Genomic DNA, 18,232 nt, shown 5'->3' with positions numbered 1-18,232 from the left:
CACCCCTTCCATAAGCAAATTGAAACGATTAATTTTGCTCGATCACATACGTTGGTAAATCAGTATTGGACTTAATGTCTGAAAGTCGTTTGCCATTTACATAAACATTGATATCCGATTCTCCATGATGAACGATGAGTTCAAGGGTTCTCCAGTCGGGTTTAAAGTTCCCTTCATCTTTAATTTCTAGGTGAACTTCTTTTTCTTGGCAAGTAACTTTTATTATTTTGCGCAAATAGTTTCCTTTTTCATAGTCAAAGCTTAAGCCATCATCATCATAAAGTGTAAATTGATAAGTCGATAATTCACTCTTATATAAATGCAGGGTTAGTGTCTCATCTTTTTCATTGGTGTTTTGTTTAACAGCCCCTAGTGCGATCATCGTACCTTCTTTTACATAAATGGGTAACACATCAAGTTCTGCTTGAATGAGGTGGTGTTGATTCCCTTCTAGAATTTTACCTGTCCAATAATCAACCCAACGTCCCGCTGGTAGATAAACAACCCGATGAGTAACAAATGGGTGTACAATCGGTGCTATGACTACATTATCCCCGATCATAAATTGGTCTGACAGATTGTACGTATTTGCATCGTTCGGATATTCCATCACAAGAGGACGCATAATTGGTGTTCCTGTTCGATGTGCTTCCGCAAACAAGGTATAAAGCTGAGGAAGCCATTTATAACGTAATTGAATATATTTTTTAATTACTTTTTCATACTTCTCACCAAATGACCACGGTTCTTGTCTTGCAAATCCTAACGCACTATGGTTACGAAAATAAGGTGTAAATGCCCCTACCTGAGTCCAGCGAGCTAATAATTCCCCATTGCTATCATGAGCAAATCCACCTACATCTGAACCTGCAAAAGGTATTCCCGATAAACCAAGGTTCATCACCATGGGCAAAGACATTTGTAAATGCTCCCAGAAACTGCGATTATCTCCAGTCCAGACTGCTGCATATCGTTGTACACCTGAAAAACCAGAACGAGTAAGCAGGAACGGTCTTTTTCCTTGTAGATGTTGCTTCATTCCGTTATACGTTGCATTCCCCATCAACAGGCCATAAAGATTGTGAAGTTCCCGGTGGGTTTTCGGATCTCCATCATTTTCATGCATCACTTTGACATCCATGGTTTTCGTTTCATTGAAAACCGCTGGCTCGTTCATATCATTCCAGATCCCATCAATGCCTAAATCGCTATAAAATTTATGCTTCTCACCCCACCACTTTCGCACTTTCTCACTTGTGAAATCGGGAAATGCACTGTTTCCAGGCCATACATCACCAAAGTAAATATTCCCTTCAATATATTTACAGAAGTGATCTCCCTTAACTCCTTCTTGATACACATCATATTCAGGGTCTTCTTTAACACCAGGGTCGACGATGGGTACGACGCGAATTCCTTTTTCTTTCAAGTCTTTGACCAGTTGTTTGGGATTGGGAAAACGGTTTTGATCAAAGGTAAAGACCCGATAACCATCCATGTAATGAATATCCAAGTAAATCACATCAAGAGGAATCCCTTTTTCTAAGAAGGTGTTGGCGATTTCCCTTACTTCTTGCTCTGTTTCATAACTATAACGGGATTGATGATAACCAATGGCCCATTTTGGTGGTATTGGAATTCGCCCTGTTAACGTCGTATATTGTTCTAACACCTCTTTCATAGAAGGACCTGCAAAAAGATAATAATCGATTTGTCCCCCTTCTGCCATAAAGGAATAGTACTCTTCTTCCGTTCTCAAATCAAAAGTAGACTTAAATGTATTATCGAAAAATATGCCATGGGCTTTCCCATCTCTTAATGTAATAAAGAAAGGGATCGATTGATATAAGGCATCCGTTTCTGGGTTATGGGGAGCATAAACATCGGAATTCCACATGGTCATTTTTTCGCCACGTTTGTCTAAGAAACCGGTCTTTTCACCAAACCCATAGAAATGATCCTTTTCCCCCATCTCTTTGTAACAGATCACTTCTTTTGAAGGTTTATAACCCATTCCTTTTTTTCCTTCACGGACAATGAGCCTACCTTCTTGATCGAAAATGGTCACTCTTAATGGTTCTTTGTTGATTTCTACTTTTAGAAGTTTTGACTCTAACACGATCAAAGAGTTAGTTTCTGTGAATGTAACATCGACTGATTCAGGTTCTTTAATTAAAGCAGGACTGCTTTTTAAACTTGCTTGGCCAAATGGATTCATCACAAACCTTACAATATCATCACGATAAAAAAGAACCTTTAACTCTCCTGTTTCAGAATGAGCTGTTAACACACCATGTTCAAAATGCTTTTGTACTAGATTGCCAATATCTCGATAATCGGTATTTTCAATGATCTTTTCTTTTCCTGGATGAATCGCAAAACTTGTATCTTCTAGCATGAAATATCCTCCTTAAGTTATTAAGCACCTTTTCGTTGTCCCCGTTTTCTCTCAAGAAGCACAATGACTAGGAACAACAAAGATAACACAGCTACTAAATACTGAATCTATTTAACTGCACCTTCGGAAATGCCTTTAATAATTTGTTTTTGGGCAAAGAAATAGCTAATAATAACTGGAATGATTGCAATCGTTAAACCAGCTAAGGCTAAGTGCCATTGTTTCGTATATTCTCCGAAGAAGAAGAACATCTTCAATGGGATCGTTTGTATCCCTTCTTTATTAATAACGAGAGAAGGTAATAAGTAATCATTCCATATCCAAATTGTATTTAAGATAGCAACTGTGACCGTTATCGGTTTAAGCATTGGGAATATAACATACCAAAATACTTGGAATCGATTTGCTCCATCAATCGTTGCTGCTTCATCTAACGCTTTCGGAATGCCATTTAGTGTTCCGTGATAAAGGAATATAGATAGACTAGATCCAAATCCTAAATACATAAAGATTAATCCGATTCTATTTAACATATTCATTTTCCCGAAGATATACACTAATGGAATCATTACAGATTGGAAGGGAATGAGCATTGCTCCAACGAAAATAAAGAAGATCAGAGAACTAATTTTTCTTTTACGTCGAGAAAGTGCATAAGCTGCCATTGATGAAAATACGATAATAATGCCTACGCTAATAACTGTAATCAATAAGGAATTGAAAAAGGTTTGAATAAAATCTAAGCGTTCAAATGCTTCAGTATAATTCTTAAATGTAAATTTTTCTGGTAATCGTAATGTATCGACAAAAATCTCTCGTTTTGTTTTAAAAGAGTTTACTACCATTAAATAAAACGGTGCTAACCAAATAAGGGCTAAAATAATTCCAATGATTTCAATAACATACTTTCGCACTTTTCCCATTACATCTCCACCTCTCTTTTTTTGTTAAAGTATACTTGAGTTAAGGAGATCACTGTAACAATTAAGAAAAATATAACTGCTTTTGATTGTGCATATGCCATTTGATTTTCCGAAAACGCTGTTTTAAAAATATTCATTGCAACCATTTGAGTAGAGTCGTACGGGCCGCCTCCTGTTAAAGATAAGTTTTGATCATACAATTTAAATGAATTTGATAGTGTCAAAAACATACTTACGGTAAATGCAGGAGCTACAAGTGGGAACGTAATATGTCGAAAACGTTGGAAACTATTTGCTCCATCTATTTCAGCAGCTTCTAATAATTCTTGTGGAATGTTTTCTAAATAAGCAATATAAATCACCATAATATACCCAGCCATTTGCCAGCTCATCAAAATAACAAGTCCCCAGAAGCCTGTTTCTGTCGTTGATAACCAACCTCTAAAGCCTTCAACATGAAGTAAGTCTCCAATACCAGCAAATACTTTAATAAAAATAAATTGCCAAATAAATCCTAAGATTAACCCTCCGATTAAGTTAGGCATAAAAAAAATCGTACGCATAATTTTACTTGTCTTTAATTTTTGCGTCACAATTAATGCTAATATAAGACCAAAAAAGTTAATAAAGAAAACAGATGCGATCGCAAATTTCGTTGTAAACCAAATGGAATGCAAGAATTCCCCATCTTGAAAAAGTTTTATATAATGTTTAAAACCTACAAATTCAGTACTTTGAATTCCGTTCCAATTGGTAAAAGAATAATATAGTCCAAAAATAAATGGGATTATCACAACAACTGTTAACGCGATAAGGACTGGAAATAAAAATAACCAGTACCATAAAGATTGTTTTCGCATTTAATAACCCTCCAAAATTAGTGTCCTATGAATCAAGTTGCACTACGTAGAAATAGAAGGAAACAAAGCAACTAAAAATGTTGCCTTGTTTCCATTTGCTAAAACCGATATTACTTATTTCTTGCTTCTTCCCAAGCTTTTTTGGAATCTGCAATTAATTGATCCCAAGTCATTTTGTTACTTACATATTTTTGAATGTTCACACCTAATTTATCCATACCCCAACCTGTTGGATAACCCATAAATACCCAACCAATTGTTTTTCCATTTTGTGCATAGTTATAAATTTCTTTTGAAAGTGGATCTGAAATTTTTGATGAATCATAGCCTTTGTATGCTGGAATAAATTTAAACTTGTTTAAGACAATATCTTTACCTTCATCAGAAGTATATAACCAATCTAAGAATTTCTTTGCTTCTGCTACTACTTTTTGATCTTTATTTTTATTTACTGCCCAATACATTGGTACGCCAACTGGAATCGAATCTTCTTTAAATCCTTCAACCGGTATTGGTAAAAGACCAATATTTTTTTCAGCTAATTCAGGATCAATATCTGCTATTGAATTATATACCCAGTTACCTTGTTGAATCATTGCTACTTTACCAGTTGAGAATAACTCTTCAACTTGTTTTGAGTAGTCTAAACTTACTGTTGGTTGAACAGAATACTTATTTTGAAGATCAACTAATTTTTTCATTGCATTTCCATATTTGAATTCAACTGTCTTTGCATTAAATGCATTAACAACATTGGAATTGAATTCAGGAGCCAAAAATACGTTAGATAAATGTAGTCCAGTTACCCATGTTTCTTTTGCCGGGAAAGCAAATACAGCGTCAATACCTAAAGACGATTTGTTAGCTTCTAGCTTTTTCACTGCATTTTCTAAGTCGGAATATGTTTTAATGTTTTCAGGATTAATACCTGCTTTTGCAAATATTTTCTTGTTATAGATTAGTCCATAACCTTCTTGATTATATGGTAAACCTAAAATTTGACCGTTTTTCTTAACACCATCGAGTGTACCTTCAAGTGCTTGTGCTGCAGCTTTTGTATCAGATAAGTCAGCTAGCTTGGCTTCCCAATCAGCAACATCTTGTGGTCCGCCTACGTTAAAAATCGCTGGTTCTTCACCTGACGCAAACTTAGATTTAAGTGCTACACCGTAGTCTTCACCGCCACCAACTGTCGTAATATTAATTTTGACTCCTGGATTTTGGTTTTCGTACTGTTTCGCCACTTGTTCAAATTGATCTTTAAATTCTACCTTGAACTGGAAAATATCAAGAGTAACTTGTTTTTCTGAGCCTTTACTTTCTGAAGTACTGGATGAAGAACACCCAAACAATACAGTGCTTAGCAACAGAAAAAGAGAAAGCATTGTTAAAAGGAATTTTTTCGTTTTCATTTTATGATTCCCCCCCTATATTTTTTTAGTTTCAAATCATTTTATAATGAAAACGTTTGCGCTTTCATTTTCATTATATCGCCCATTTTTTTATATAGCAATCTTTTTTTACACAATTTATACTTTTCTCTCAACTATCTTATATTGTCAATAAACTTATTTAATAAGACAAACGTTTGCATAATTTAAGTAAAATAAATTTATAATGAAAAAAGGAATAGAATGGTTGTATACACAAAATTCTCGTAGTTTCCCTTGGTGATGGACTCTAGTTCAAAGGCACTCACTCCGCTGGTGTAGGTTTCCTTTATTTATATTTATTAGGAAAATTCAGTGAGTATAAAGTGGTTTATCTAGCAAAAAAAATCCCACTCCTTGTTAATAAGAAGTGGGTTTTTTTACTTTTTTAGCAACATCGATTAATTTTACCACCTTCATAACGATCCTTTAGTCGCTGCTCATAAAATTCTTTTTCTGTCAATGGAACCTCGTCTGGATGGTGGTTCTTAAAATGTTCTAAATAGGCAGCATAATTCGGACCACCTACAATGGTATGAAATGCACTAACCATCTTCTTCCATTTTATATGAACTGGAAAACGTAAGTTCATCTTATACCCCTTCTTCACCTAATTTTGAAGGAATATATTCACTTTCCCGTAATGGATACTCTTTAGTTTTTGATAGCACTCCATACCATACGCGAATCGCATCTGCTAAGATGGCAATAACCATGATCATAAATAGCCCAGTTATTGCAGCATCAAGACGATCATTAAAAATAATCTGATTCATCGCATTAACATTCTTTACTCCAGGTGCCAATTGTCCCTTCTCCAAAAAACCACGAATAAAATTCGCATGAGCTAAAAATCCAACTTTTGGATTATCAGAGAAGATCTTTTGCCATCCAGCGCTCATTGTAACGACGATGAGCCAGCTCAATGGTACAATTGTCGTCCATGTATAGCGTGATTTCCCCATTTTAAACAATACTGTTGTACCTACAGTGAGAGCAATGGCTGCAAGCATTTGGTTGGATATACCAAATAATGGCCATAGGGTATTAATTCCGCCTAATGGATCAGTTACACCTGTATATAAGAAGTATCCCCATACTCCCACAATAATTGCACTACTAAACACTGAAGCAAAGGTATTATCTGTTCTTCCTAATGGTTTATATATATGGGACAAAAGATCTTGAAGCATAAAACGCGCAACCCTTGTCCCTGCATCCACTGTCGTCAGTATGAAAACAGCTTCAAATAGAATGGCAAAATGGTACCAAAAAGCCATTAATTCTTTTCCACCAATTAACCGTGTAAAGATGTGTGCCATTCCTACCGCTAATGAGGGAGCTCCTCCTGTCCGCGAAAGAATCGTTTCCTCATCCACATCTTTGGAAAGCATACTTAATTCTTCTCCTGTCACAGGGAATCCCCATGAAGTAATAGTTTGTGCGGCTTGATTAAATTCAGTGCCAATCACTGCCGGTGGGCTATTGATCGCAAAATAAACGCCTGGTGTTAAAATGGTTGCCGCAATTAATGCCATGATAGCAACAAACGATTCTGTTAGCATCCCACCAAAAGCAATAAATTGCGCTTGTTTTTCTTTTGCAATGAGTTTTGGCGTTGTTCCCGAGGAGATCAAAGCGTGAAAACCAGAAACAGCACCACAGGCTATTGTAATAAATAAGAACGGGAATAAGTTTCCGGAAAAAACAGGTCCTGTTCCATTAATGAACTTCGTAAATGCTGGCATTTGAATATCTGGTAAAACAAGAAAGATCCCAATTGCTAATGCGGAAATCGTACCAATCTTTAAAAACGTACTCAAATAATCTCTTGGAGCAAGCAACATCCATACTGGAAGGACTGATGCAATAAAACCATAGATGATGGTCCAAATGGCAAGAGAGGTACCATCTAACGTAAAGATTGGACCCCAAAAGGGAGAAACCGCAACATATTTACCGCCCCAAAGACTGATTATCAGCAAAGCAAACCCGATTATCGATGCCTCCATTACTTTTCCAGGCCGAATATATCTCATATAAAAACCTAACAAAAGTCCAATAGGAATCGTCATAGCAATCGTAAAGGTGCCCCAAGGACTTCCTTTTAGGGCATTGACGACAACAAGCGCCAGTACGGCAATTAGAATGATCATAATAGACAGAACACCAATGAGCGCAATAAAACCTCCAAATGGACCAATCTCTTCCTTGGCTATTTCCCCTAATGATTTGCCATCACGTCTCATAGAAATGAATAAAACAATAAAATCCTGAACTGCACCAGCAATAATAACCCCAGCGATAATCCAAAGTGCACCTGGCAAGTAACCCATCTGCGCTGCTAAGGTTGGTCCAACAAGTGGGCCTGCTCCTGCAATGGCGGCAAAATGATGACCATAAAGCACATATTTATTAGTCGGTACAAAATCCTTTCCATCATTATGTACTTCAGCAGCTGTTGCCCTTCTATTATCTAAGCCGAATACTTTATACGCAAGAAATCTTGCGTAGAAACGATACGCGATAAAGTAAGAACCAAGGGCAGCCGTCAATATCCATAATGCATTAATATGCTCTTTGCGATTGATTGCAATTACCACAAGAGAATAAGTGGCTAAAGCAATTACAATCGCCCAAATCAGCAAACGAAATGTCTTTTTCATCTAATCACCTCTTATATGAAATTCAGTTTTTTGTTTTCCCTAATAATAGTCATTTTATACAAAATTAACCTCGTTATTTTTTTTAAAAAAAGGGAATTGTAAAAATGAGGTGAAGATAATGGAACAACATCCCAAAAATGAAGAAAAACATCAAGGAACAAGATGGGATATTTTAATGGCACCAATCGTATCCCTTGGATCCATGTTTACATTAAAAAAAGAAGATCAAATTGATCAACCGGACACAGATACTGAAAACAAATTACGCGGATAAAAATAGGTTTGTATACAAGCCATTTCATATTTTGTTAGGAGCTATTACTTCCAAAATCTTATACTTTCTAATACATTGAAAAAAGACGGGAAACTTGAATACTAAAGTTCCCGTCTTTTCATTTCGATTAAAATATGCTCAACTGATACATCATGGCTTTTACCTAATTCAGTTCTAGACGTTCAGAATCCAGTGAAGGATGTTGTTCATTTTCTTTCGTACTCTTTCTTAATGGAATTTCTTTTAAGAAAAAGACGATCACAATATTTGCAGCCATCAGTAAAAACCCGTAAAAGAACACATCTTTAATTCCTACTGCTAAGGAATCCCGTATGGCCACGAGCACTTGATCAAATATTTGTTTTGCCTGTGGAGGGATCATTGCCTTTATTTGTTCAACCTGTTTTGGATCAAATAGAACTTGCGGGTTATTAATATGATCGAATCCCATTTTGGATAATACCGATTTTGCCTCAGAGGTGATTTCTTTCGCAAGATGATTGTTCATACTATGATTCATTATTGTTCCCATAACGGAAACACCAACGGTTCCCCCAATTTGTCTAAACAATTGAACAGCGGATGTCGCTACACCAAGTAATTTCTTATCGACAGCATTTTGAACCGTTAAAACGAATAATGGCATAACGATACCCATACCTGAACCTAATACGATCATATTTAAAGTAACCGTGGAATTTGTAGTGTGGATATCCATCCTAGATAATAAATACATTCCAAATGCGACAATCGTTGTACCGATAACTGCTAGATATTTATATTTACCTGTTCGCGAAGTGATTTGACCACTAATCGCACTTGCCACAACTAGGCTAAGTGTCATCGGCATTAATACGACACCAGATTGTGTTGCTGACGAACCAATTACACCTTGAACAAATAATGGGATAAACATAATAGAACCAAACATTCCCATTCCAATTAGAAAGCCCATTAAATTCGAAATACTAAAAATGCTATTCTTAAATAACTGCAGTGGTAAGATTGGGTTTGCTACTTTACTTTCCGCAAATAGAAATAAAATTAATCCAACAGTTGCTATCGAAAACAAGGAGAATATTTGTGTAGAACCCCAATCATATTTCGTACCTGCCCAAGTAAATCCTAACAATAATGGAATCAGTGTAATGACCAAAAATAATGCACCAAGATAATCTACTTTCTCTTTTTCGCCGTGTTTTTCGTGTTTTGGATAAAGAATGTAAATAAATACTAGTGCGACAAGACCAAGTGGTAGGAAAATCCAAAAGATCCAATGCCATGCCCAATGGTCAACAACATATCCCCCTAGCGTAGGCCCAATGACACTAGATAATCCAAAAACTCCTCCCATTACACCTTGCCACTTTCCTCTTTCAGCTGGAGAAAATAGATCGGCAACCGTGGTCATAGATGCAGACATGATCGTACCGCCACCTAGACCTTGAATTCCTCGGTAAATAATTAACTGAATCATGGACGTTGATGTGCCTGATAAAAAAGCTCCCAACATAAATACTGCAATTCCAGATAATAAAAAGACTTTTCTTCCATAAATATCGGATAACTTTCCAACTAAAATAACCATGATACTCGTCGATAACATATAAATGGTATAAATCCATGTATAATAATCCATGCCTCCTAAATCAGCAACAATACGAGGTAAAGCGGTATCCACTATGGTTTGACTTAGCGATGAAAATAACATCGCTACGAGGATCGTCAACATGATGGTAATTTTCTTTCTATTCTCCAGATGTTCCATATACATCCTCCTTTATTGGACAATGATTTACCATCCTAATATTTAACGTACTTAAGTATTTTATGAGATCTGATAAAAAAATGCAAGCATAAAAAAAGACCAAAGTATCCAAGTTTAGCCTCCAATAAACACAAAAGGTTGAGGAGAAACCCCCTCAACCTTAAATTTGTTCCGGTGCCTTTAGTCCCAATATGGATAAACCATGTTGCAATACGTAGGAAGTGGCCATCGCTAAACCAACTTTAGCTTTTTGCTCTTCTTTATTTTCTGTGATAATTCTTTCCTGATGGTAAAAACGATTAAATTGAGCACTTACGTCTAACAAGTATCGTGCAACAATTGATGGCTCAGCACGATTGGCAGCTTTGATTAGAATATCTGGATATTGACTTAAAAGCAAAACTAAATCCCAAGCAGCTTCGCCTTGCAAAAATTCACCTGCAATATTCAATAAATCTTGCTCCGTAAAATCAGATTTTCGTAAAAGACTTTGTGTTCTTGCATTCGTATATTGTACATAGGGCCCTGTTTCCCCTTCAAAATTCAGAGCCTCTTCCCAAGAGAAGTTAACTTCATTCATCCTGTTATGTTTCAGATCATTAAATATGACAGCGCCCACACCGACTGCTTTTGCTGTATCTTGACGATTCGGTAAATCAGGATTTTTCTCAGCAATAATTTGATCCGCCATTTCAATACTCTTTTGTAACACTTCTTCTAGTAGAACAATTGTCCCTTTACGAGTGGACATCTTTTTATTTTCAAATAACATCAGTCCAAAAGGTACATGAACCAAATGATTTGCCCAAGTATAACCCATTTTTTTCAATGTGGTAAATACTTGTTGAAAGTGAAGCGATTGTTCATTACCTACAACATAGAACATCTTGTCAAAGTGAAACGTATCCTTGCGATACAAAGCTGCTGCTAAGTCACGAGTAGCGTAGATGGAAGATCCATCTTTCTTTTTAATGATGATAGGTGGCATATTCTCTTCAGATAAATCAACAATTAGCGCTCCTTCACTTTCGACAAGCAAACCTTTTTCTTGTAACTCGTCTACTACACGATCCATCTTATCAGAATAGAAGCTCTCACCTAAGAAATGATCAAAACGGACACCAAGAAGTTGATAAATTTTCTCAAATTCTTTTAAACTCTCATCGACAAACCATTTCCATAGGCGCGTCGCTTCCTCATCTCCATCTTCTAACTTTTTAAACCATACTCTAGCCTCATCTTCTAATTCAGGGTGAGTTTCTGCCTCTTCATGGAATTTGACATAGATTTTGACCAATTCTTCAATTGGGTTTTGGCGAATCACTTCTTCATTTCCCCATTTATGATAAGCAACGATCAATTTTCCAAATTGAGTTCCCCAATCACCTAAATGATTAATGCGAACCACCTTATACCCTAGTGCTTCATGAATATGAGCAAGAGAATTCCCAATCATCGTCGAACGCAGATGAGGTAGACTAAATGGCTTTGCAATATTAGGAGAAGAATATTCTACAACCACGGTTTTTCCTTTTCCTAAATCACTTTTTCCATATGTATCTTTTTTAGCCAGTATTTCTTCGATCAGATTGGCTGCGTATTTTGATCGATCAAAATGGAAATTTAAATAAGGTCCAATCGCCTTTGCTTGAAGCATTGGGTCTTCCAACTTACTTGCTAATTCGTCGGCGATCGTTTGTGGTGCTTTACGAAATGTTTTTGCTAATATGAAACAAGGAAAAGCTACATCTCCCATTTCACGACTAGGTGGGATTTCTAGAACGTTAAGGATTTCTTCTTCACTTAAGTCAACATGTTGACTTAAAACTTTAGCCACATATTGTTTCATCATGACCAACCTTTCAATAATATAAAACCTCTCAGCTCAAAGAGAAGAGAGGCTATCTATATAAATTCACCTATATTCCCGATTATTATATACAACCTTATAGCAATAAATCAAGTAAGGTACTCCATTTTCTCACTTTTTCATCTTTGGATCAAGCGCATCTCTCAGTCCATCCCCAAGAAGGTTAAAACCTAATACGACTAACATGATCGAGATTCCGGGAAAAATGACTGTCCATGGTGCTAATTGAATATAATCCTTCGAATCGGCTAACATCGTTCCCCATTCAGGCGTTGGTGGTACTGCTCCCAATCCTAAAAAACCTAATGCAGCTGTTTCAATAATCGCTGTTGCAATCCCCAACGTTCCCTGCACAATGATTGGAGTCATACTATTAGGTAACAAATGATGGAATAAAATCCGACTATTTTTCATTCCGATCGCTTTCGCTGCGAGGATAAATTCTTCTTCCTTTAAACTTAATACTTTCGATCGAACCAATCTACCATATGTAGGGATATTAATAATTGCAATGGCAATCAAGGCATTTGTTAATGAACGTCCTAATATCGTAACAATTGCTATTGCCAATAGAATACTTGGGAAAGCTAACATAATATCAAATATTCGAGAAATGATCATATCTGTCCATTTTCCATAATACCCTGCGATTAATCCAAGGATTGTTCCGATAATGATCGACCCAATGACAGATAAGAAACCTACTCTTAATGATATTTGCGCGCCATAGATGATTCGCGTAAACAGATCTCTACCTAAATCATCTGTACCAAAGATATGCCCTTCCGACATTGGGGGTAAGAAACGGTTTGCTAATACTGACTCCTTATATGAATAAGAAGTAAATAAAGGTGCAAAAATTGCCAGAAAGATAAAGATTAGAATAATGGTACCACCAATGATTGCAGATTTTTGTTTGATTAATCTTCGCCATGTCTCATACCATAATGAAGAATTCTTTTGCTTTGCTGGATAAGACTTTGTTGGTGTTTGAGCTTCGATTTGCATCAATGTCCCCCCTTAACGATATCTAATTCTTGGATCAATGGCAGAATAAAGTAAATCGACGATAAGATTCACAAAGACAAAAATCGTAGCAATCACTAAAATGCCTGATTGAATAACCGGGTAATCACGCATGGCAATTGCATCATAGAGATATTTTCCTAATCCAGGCCATGCAAAAATGGTCTCCGTTAATACTGCTCCACCTAATAACAGACCTGTTTGCAATCCTACGACAGTTAAAATTGGGATAGATGCATTTTTTAACGCATGTTTATAAATCAGGAAAAACTGGTGAACCCCTTTCGCTTTTGCCGTACGGATATAATCAGAATTCATCACTTCTAACATACTGGATCGGGTCATTCTTGCAATAATCGCCATTGGAATTGTACCTAAGGCAATACTTGGTAAGATTAAATGTTTCAACACTTCTTTAAAGCCTTCTATGTTCCCAACGAGTAAAGTATCAATAAGATAGAAATGGGTAATGGGTTGCACTGGGTTAAGAATTCCATCTCTCCCAATAGAAGGTAACCAATTCAATTTTTGAGCAAAAAGCCATTGCTCCATCAATCCAAGCCAAAAGACAGGCATTGACACACCTAGAAGAGCAATAAGCATAGCGATATAATCAAACCACGAATTTTGTTTCCATGCCGCTATAATCCCCGCATTTACACCAATAAAAATAGCAAATGCCATGGCAAAGAAGGTTAATTCCATTGTAGCGGCTAAATATGGTTTTATTTCTTGGGAAATTGGCATCTTTGTTTTTAAGGATGTTCCTAAATTCCCATGAAATATTCCTACCATATAATTTTTATATTGAACATAAAGTGGATCATTTAGTCCGAGTTCCTGCCGCATATTCTGAAGTGCCTCGGGTGAAGCTTTTTCTCCTAAGATTGTTTTCGCTGGATCTCCTGGAATGAGATGGATAATCGAAAACACGAGTAAAGACATGCCAATCAAAACAGGAATTAACATCAATAAACGTCGAATTGTATAAGAAATCAATGTTTTCCACCCCAATCTAATGATGACTGTTTAAGAAAAATGGGTAGTATGTAGACACACTACCCATTAAGCCCTCTTATTCAAAGTGAACTTTCGTGAATTTGTCGGTTCCTGTTGGATGTGGGTTAAATCCAACAATATTCTTTTTACCAACAAGTGGTGGTGTTGAGTGAACTAAAGGAATCCATGGTGCGTCGTTATGAATGATTTCTTGTGCCTGTTTATAAAGTTCGGTTCTCTCATTTTGATCACTAGATCTCTGGGCTTTAATTAAAATTTCATGAAGTTTGTCATTCTTATAGAAAGAGATATTTCCAGCATCTGGAGCTTTTGCATTATCCTTATCTAATAGCACATAGAGGAAATTATCTGGGTCACCATTATCACCGGTCCAACCAAATAATGCCATCGTATGTTCTCCTTTACCTGTTTTGTCCAGATAAGTGGCCCATTCCTCCGTAACTAAATTGGTTTTCACTCCAATTTTCTCGAATTCGGTTTGTATAGCCTCCGCAATTTTCTTACCTTGGGGAATATATGGACGTGGAACCGGCATATACCATAAATCTGTGGTAAATCCGTTTGGATAACCGGCTTCAGTTAGTAATTTTTTTGCTTCTTCTATATTGTATGAATAGTCTTGAATCGCATCATTATATCCCCATAATGATGGAGGTATTGGATTTTTTGCAGGTTCAGCTAAACCATTATAAAAAGCATCAATTAAAGCTTGTTTATTTACAGCCATATTCAGCGCTTGACGAACTTTTACATTATTAAATGGCGGCTTTTGTGTATTAAATGCAAGATAACCCACGTTCATACTAGGCCGTAACCAAACTTGTAAAGCAGGATTTTTCTTTGCTAAGGTTACATCATCAGGATTTACTCCATCCATCATATCGATGTCACCACTTTGTAAAGCAGTGAATCGCGCTTGGTTATCAGGAATCGATTTAAAGATTAATTGACTAAGTAATGGATACCCTTTTAACCAATAGTTTGGATTTTTATCTAAGATAATTTTGTCATTGCGAATCCATTGTTTAAAAACAAAAGGTCCTGTACCCACAGGATTTTCGCCAAATTTTTCTCCATACTTTTTAATTGCTTCTGGAGAAGCAATGGCAAAAGCAGGCATGGCAAGGTTATTCAAAAATGGGCCTTGAGGTACGTTCAATTGGATTTCAACTGTATATGGGTCCTTCGCAACTACATTTTTAATGACATGACCTTTGTCTCCTTTATATCCACCAAACATATAGCCGTAGTAAGGAAAATCTCCTTTATGATAAGGGTTCTTTTTATCCATCCAGCGATTGAAGTTAAAAACTACGGCATCGGCATTAAAATCAGTACCATCATGAAATTTAACTCCTTGTCTGAGATGAAAAGTCCAAGTTAACCCATCTGCAGAAGTTTCCCATTTTTCTGCTAATGCAGGCTCTATTTCCGTATTTCCTTCTTTATACGCAACTAAAGTATCAAAAATATTTTGCGTTACGTTCAATGACTCTCCATCAGTCACATTGGCAGGGTCTAAGGAAACAGAATCTCCCCCACGACCAAAGACGAGAGTAGACTGTACATTGGTATTACTTTTTCCTTGATCTCCATTCGATGTTGCCGTTTCTTTGCTACCACCACAACCCGTTAGTGCAATCGATAATAGAAACAAGATTGCTAGAAATAGAGATAATCCTTTTTTCATTGTTTAACCCCCTTATATCTCGCTTTTATAGATTAAAAAATAGAAATGATCTATGTAACGAAAAACGTTAGAATCACTCCTTTCGTATTTCCATTTATATCATTATCTATCGATGTAAATGACATGCCACTAAGTGTCCATTACCAAGATCCACAAATTCAGGTTTTTCCTTCTCGCAAATCTCCATTTTATATTTACATCTTGTATGAAATTTACAACCTGAGGGAGGATTGGCTGGACTTGGCACATCACCGGTAAGTAAAATTCTCTCTTTTTTCAGATCAGGATTTGGTTCGGGTACGGCAGATAATAATGCTTGCGTATAAGGATGCAAAGGGTGTTCATAAAGTTCATCTTTATCAGCCAATTCTACTAAACTACCTAAATACATAACCCCTACTCGATTAGCAATGTGACGAACCACACTTAAATCATGAGATATAAAGATATAAGTTAATAAAAACTCTTCTTGTAAATCTTCCATCAAGTTTAGTATTTGCGCTTGAATCGATACATCTAAGGCGGAAACAGGTTCATCTGCAATGATTAATTTCGGATTGACAGATAATGCCCTTGCGATTCCGATTCGCTGTCTTTGCCCTCCACTAAATTGATGGGGATAACGTTTCGCTTGCTCTTTGTTAAGGCCAACAACTTCTAGTAATTCATAAATCTTCTCTTTTCTTTCTTGTTCATTTCCTAATCGATGTACAATTAAGGGCTCTTCAAGAATTTTTTGTATCGTTTGCCTTGGATTTAATGAAGCAAAAGGATCCTGGAATACCATTTGTAAGTCCTTTCTTTTCACCCTCATCTCTTCCTGACTTAATGAAACTAAATCTTCTCCTTCAAAGAAAATCCTACCTTCAGTCGGTTCTATTAAACGTAATATCGATCGTCCAGTAGTAGATTTGCCACATCCACTCTCTCCCACCAATGCTAAGGTTTCTCCTTGATTCAATTCAAAGGAAACTCCATCTACGGCTTTCACATAACCCGTTGTTTTTTTGAAAATTCCTGTTTGAATAGGAAAATAGGTTTTAAGATTCTCTACTTTTAAAATCGACTTAGCCATCATGCTCCCTCCTCAGCAAGTAAACCTGTCTCTACATTTAACCAACATCTCGATTTATGGTTTTGGCCAACGGTAATTAATTCAGGAGCCTTCTGATGGCAAAGTTCAGTTGCGTACTCACAGCGAGGAGCAAAGCTACACCCACTGGGCATTTCTTTTATACTGGGGACATTTCCCGGGATCGAATATAACCGTTGTTTACTTCCCTTTAATTGTGGAGTAGATCGAATAAGTCCTTTCGTATAAGGATGCTTTGGTTCATAAAAAATCGTCCGAACATCTGCTTCTTCTACTACTTTTCCCGCATACATAACAATCACCCGATCACACATCTCCGCAACAACGCCAAGATCATGAGTGATTAATAAAATCGATGTATGATAGTCCTGTTTTAATTTCCTCATTAAATCTAGGATTTGCGCTTGAATTGTAACATCTAATGCTGTTGTTGGTTCATCTGCAATTAAGATAGACGGAGTACAAGACATAGCCATCGCGATCATTACTCTTTGTCGCATACCACCTGAAAGTTGATGTGGATACTCATTCATGATCTCTTCTGCTCTTGGGATTCCCACAAGTTTTAACATTTCAATAGCTTTATCTTTTGCCTCCCTTTTTGAAAGGGATGTATGTAAGCGAATCGATTCTATCATCTGATTACCAATCGTAAAGACCGGATTTAATGAAGTCATTGGTTCTTGGAAAATCATCGCGATTTCATTTCCGCGTAATTTTCTCATCTCTTTTTCGGGTAGATTGATGATTTCTTTCCCTTGATAAGTAATCGATCCTTCCACCTTCCCATTTCCTTTTGGAATAAGTCCCATGATTGAAAGCGAAGTCACACTTTTACCACTTCCTGATTCACCAACAATCCCTAAGGTTTCTCCTGGTTTAAGAACAAAAGATACATCATTAACTGCCGAAAATACTCCATCTTCTGTATAAAAATAAGTCTTTAGCTGTTTTACTTCCAAGAGACATTGTTCTGACACGCTTTCACCTGCTTTTTAAATGTGTATAATATTTATTAAAATACAAACTTAAAATTATTTATAAATGTTACGAAAATTTAAAATACGTATTACACATTATAGCATAACATCATTAACAGAGAAAAGTATTAAATTTTTTGTTTGTGTCAAGTTTTTCTCGATCAAGCTTTAATACTAATAATATCAGCATCCTATTTTTGTACGCTATGCACAGGCTACCGCACTACTGTTTGG

The 18,232-nt window shown here is 36.4% G+C and carries 14 protein-coding genes; 1 reads left to right on the top strand and 13 read right to left on the bottom strand.

Features of this window, described 5'->3' with window-relative positions:
- Positions 1–28 precede the first annotated feature (28 nt).
- The 6 genes from EDD72_RS05225 to EDD72_RS05200 form a co-directional block, all read right to left on the bottom strand.
- Positions 29–2,398, bottom strand: coding sequence for a glycoside hydrolase family 31 protein (locus EDD72_RS05225; RefSeq protein ID WP_132767982.1), 2,370 nt, complete (start codon positions 2,396–2,398; stop codon positions 29–31).
- Between the two features lie 107 nt (positions 2,399–2,505).
- On the bottom strand, positions 2,506–3,321 hold the full coding sequence (locus tag EDD72_RS05220) for a carbohydrate ABC transporter permease (protein ID WP_132767980.1): 816 nt from the start codon (positions 3,319–3,321) through the stop codon (positions 2,506–2,508).
- On the bottom strand, positions 3,321–4,181 hold the full coding sequence (locus tag EDD72_RS05215; RefSeq protein WP_132767978.1) for a carbohydrate ABC transporter permease: 861 nt from the start codon (positions 4,179–4,181) through the stop codon (positions 3,321–3,323). The genes EDD72_RS05220 and EDD72_RS05215 overlap by 1 nt, the downstream gene beginning before the upstream one ends.
- A gap of 110 nt (positions 4,182–4,291) precedes the next feature.
- Positions 4,292–5,593 carry an ABC transporter substrate-binding protein gene (locus tag EDD72_RS05210; RefSeq protein WP_132767976.1) on the bottom strand — a complete coding sequence of 434 codons (1,302 nt, stop codon included), beginning with the start codon at positions 5,591–5,593 and terminating at the stop codon, positions 4,292–4,294.
- 406 nt (positions 5,594–5,999) lie between these two features.
- Positions 6,000–6,203: a YbdD/YjiX family protein gene (locus tag EDD72_RS05205; protein WP_132767974.1), complete on the bottom strand. Its 204-nt coding sequence runs from the start codon at positions 6,201–6,203 to the stop codon at positions 6,000–6,002.
- Position 6,204: 1 nt separating this feature from the next.
- Positions 6,205–8,277, bottom strand: a complete 2,073-nt coding sequence (locus EDD72_RS05200; protein ID WP_132767972.1) for a carbon starvation CstA family protein — start codon at positions 8,275–8,277, stop codon at positions 6,205–6,207.
- Between the two features lie 118 nt (positions 8,278–8,395).
- Between EDD72_RS05200 and EDD72_RS12480 the strand changes: the two genes are divergently transcribed.
- On the top strand, positions 8,396–8,551 hold the full coding sequence (locus tag EDD72_RS12480) for a hypothetical protein (protein WP_165894973.1): 156 nt from the start codon (positions 8,396–8,398) through the stop codon (positions 8,549–8,551).
- A 163-nt stretch (positions 8,552–8,714) separates the two neighbouring features.
- Here EDD72_RS12480 and EDD72_RS05195 read toward each other — a convergent pair whose 3' ends face one another.
- The 7 genes from EDD72_RS05195 to EDD72_RS05165 form a co-directional block, all read right to left on the bottom strand.
- The gene (locus tag EDD72_RS05195) at positions 8,715–10,319 is read right to left on the bottom strand and encodes an MDR family MFS transporter (RefSeq protein WP_132767970.1); all 1,605 of its coding nucleotides are present in this window, start codon (positions 10,317–10,319) and stop codon (positions 8,715–8,717) included.
- Positions 10,320–10,479: 160 nt separating this feature from the next.
- On the bottom strand, positions 10,480–12,168 hold the full coding sequence (gene argS, locus EDD72_RS05190; protein WP_132767968.1) for an arginine--tRNA ligase: 1,689 nt from the start codon (positions 12,166–12,168) through the stop codon (positions 10,480–10,482).
- A gap of 132 nt (positions 12,169–12,300) precedes the next feature.
- Complete coding sequence (locus tag EDD72_RS05185) at positions 12,301–13,197, bottom strand: ABC transporter permease (RefSeq protein WP_132767966.1); 897 nt, start codon at positions 13,195–13,197, stop codon at positions 12,301–12,303.
- Positions 13,198–13,209: 12 nt separating this feature from the next.
- A complete protein-coding gene (locus EDD72_RS05180) occupies positions 13,210–14,214 on the bottom strand; it encodes an ABC transporter permease (RefSeq protein ID WP_132767964.1) in 1,005 nt (334 codons plus the stop codon).
- Between the two features lie 76 nt (positions 14,215–14,290).
- Positions 14,291–15,925: an ABC transporter substrate-binding protein gene (locus EDD72_RS05175; RefSeq protein WP_132767961.1), complete on the bottom strand. Its 1,635-nt coding sequence runs from the start codon at positions 15,923–15,925 to the stop codon at positions 14,291–14,293.
- Positions 15,926–16,031: 106 nt separating this feature from the next.
- A complete protein-coding gene (locus EDD72_RS05170) occupies positions 16,032–17,000 on the bottom strand; it encodes an ABC transporter ATP-binding protein (protein ID WP_132767959.1) in 969 nt (322 codons plus the stop codon).
- On the bottom strand, positions 17,000–17,998 hold the full coding sequence (locus tag EDD72_RS05165) for an ABC transporter ATP-binding protein (RefSeq protein ID WP_132767956.1): 999 nt from the start codon (positions 17,996–17,998) through the stop codon (positions 17,000–17,002). Before EDD72_RS05165 ends, EDD72_RS05170 begins: the two co-directional genes overlap by 1 nt.
- Positions 17,999–18,232: the final 234 nt, after the last annotated feature.

Origin of the sequence: Tepidibacillus fermentans (assembly GCF_004342885.1) — a bacterium.
Taxonomy (GTDB): Bacteria; Bacillota; Bacilli; order Tepidibacillales; family Tepidibacillaceae; genus Tepidibacillus; species Tepidibacillus fermentans.
The sequence above is the reverse complement of the archived record's forward strand: the minus strand, read 5'-3'. Positions and strand labels throughout refer to the sequence as shown.